1 protein-coding gene is annotated in these 1,061 nt (G+C 68.2%); it reads right to left on the reverse strand.

All coding sequences use genetic code 11. The features are described from left to right. Positions 1-45 precede the first annotated feature (45 nt). A partial coding sequence (locus AB0J68_RS32490) for an extracellular solute-binding protein (RefSeq protein WP_363942758.1) occupies positions 46-1,061 on the reverse strand: 1,016 nt, incomplete at its 5' end.

A 1,061-nucleotide genomic window follows, 5' to 3' on the forward strand; every position in this document is an offset into this window, starting at 1 on the left:
GGGCGGGCTCCGGGACCCGGGATCCCGCCCGCACGCTGGCTCGGGCTACTTGGCGGCGGCCTTCTTCGCGTTGGTCACCGCGTCCGTCCAGCCCTGCGTGGGGCTGCGCTGGCCCAGCTCCACGGTCCGTACGGCGTTCTCCACCTCGGTGCGGACGGCCTGGTTCTTGGGGCCCATGTAGACCGGCTTCAGGCTCTTCGCGCCGGTGCCGAAGATCGCTCCGACCGGCGCCCCGGAGAAGTACGCGTTGGTCGAGCCGGCGATCGCCGGGTCGTCGAGCGCCTGCGGCGAGGAGGGCAGCGGACCCTTGGCCTTGAACGCGCCGATCTGGCCCTTGGCGCTGGTCAGGAACTTCGCCAGCTCGATGGCCTCGGCCTGGTGCTTGCTCTGCTTCGGCACGGCGAGGTGCGACCCGCCCCAGTTGCCGCCGTTGCCGGGCACCCGGGCGATGTCCCACTTGCCCTTGGCAGCCGGGCCGGAGTTCTGCTCGATGACACCGGTCATCCAGGCGGGGCAGGCGATGGTGGCGAACTTCGACTGCTTGAAGGCGGACACCCACTCCTCGGACCAGGAGCCGTACTTGCCGGAGAGGCCCGAGTCGATGATGTCCATGGTGGTGTCCCAGGCCTGCCGTACCGCCGGGTTGCTGTCGACGACGACGTTGCCGTTGGTGTCGTAGTAGCTGTAGCCGGTGGTGTTGCCGGCGGTCTGCAGCAGGATCGTGTTGAACGTGTTGGTGGCCGCGTCGAGGAAGGACGCCCCGGTCTTGGCCGCGACGAACTTCTCACCGGTGGCGATGTAGTCCTGCCAGGTCGGCCAGAGCTTCGACACCGCGTCCCGTTCGGTGGGCAGGCCCGCCTTTTCGAAGAGGTCCTTACGGTAGCAGATGGCGATGCCGCCGACGTCGGTGCCGAGGCCGATGAGCTGCTTGCCGTCGGGGGTCAGGCCGGCGTTCCACTTCCACTCCAGGAAGTTGCCCTTGAGGTCGGCGGCGCCGTGGTCCAGCAGGTTGACGAAGTTGTTCGGATTCGCCTTGTACTCGACCAGCAGACCCTCCTCGA

It is taken from the genome of Micromonospora sp. NPDC049580 (assembly GCF_040675595.1).
Lineage (GTDB): Bacteria > Actinomycetota > Actinomycetes > Mycobacteriales > Micromonosporaceae > Micromonospora.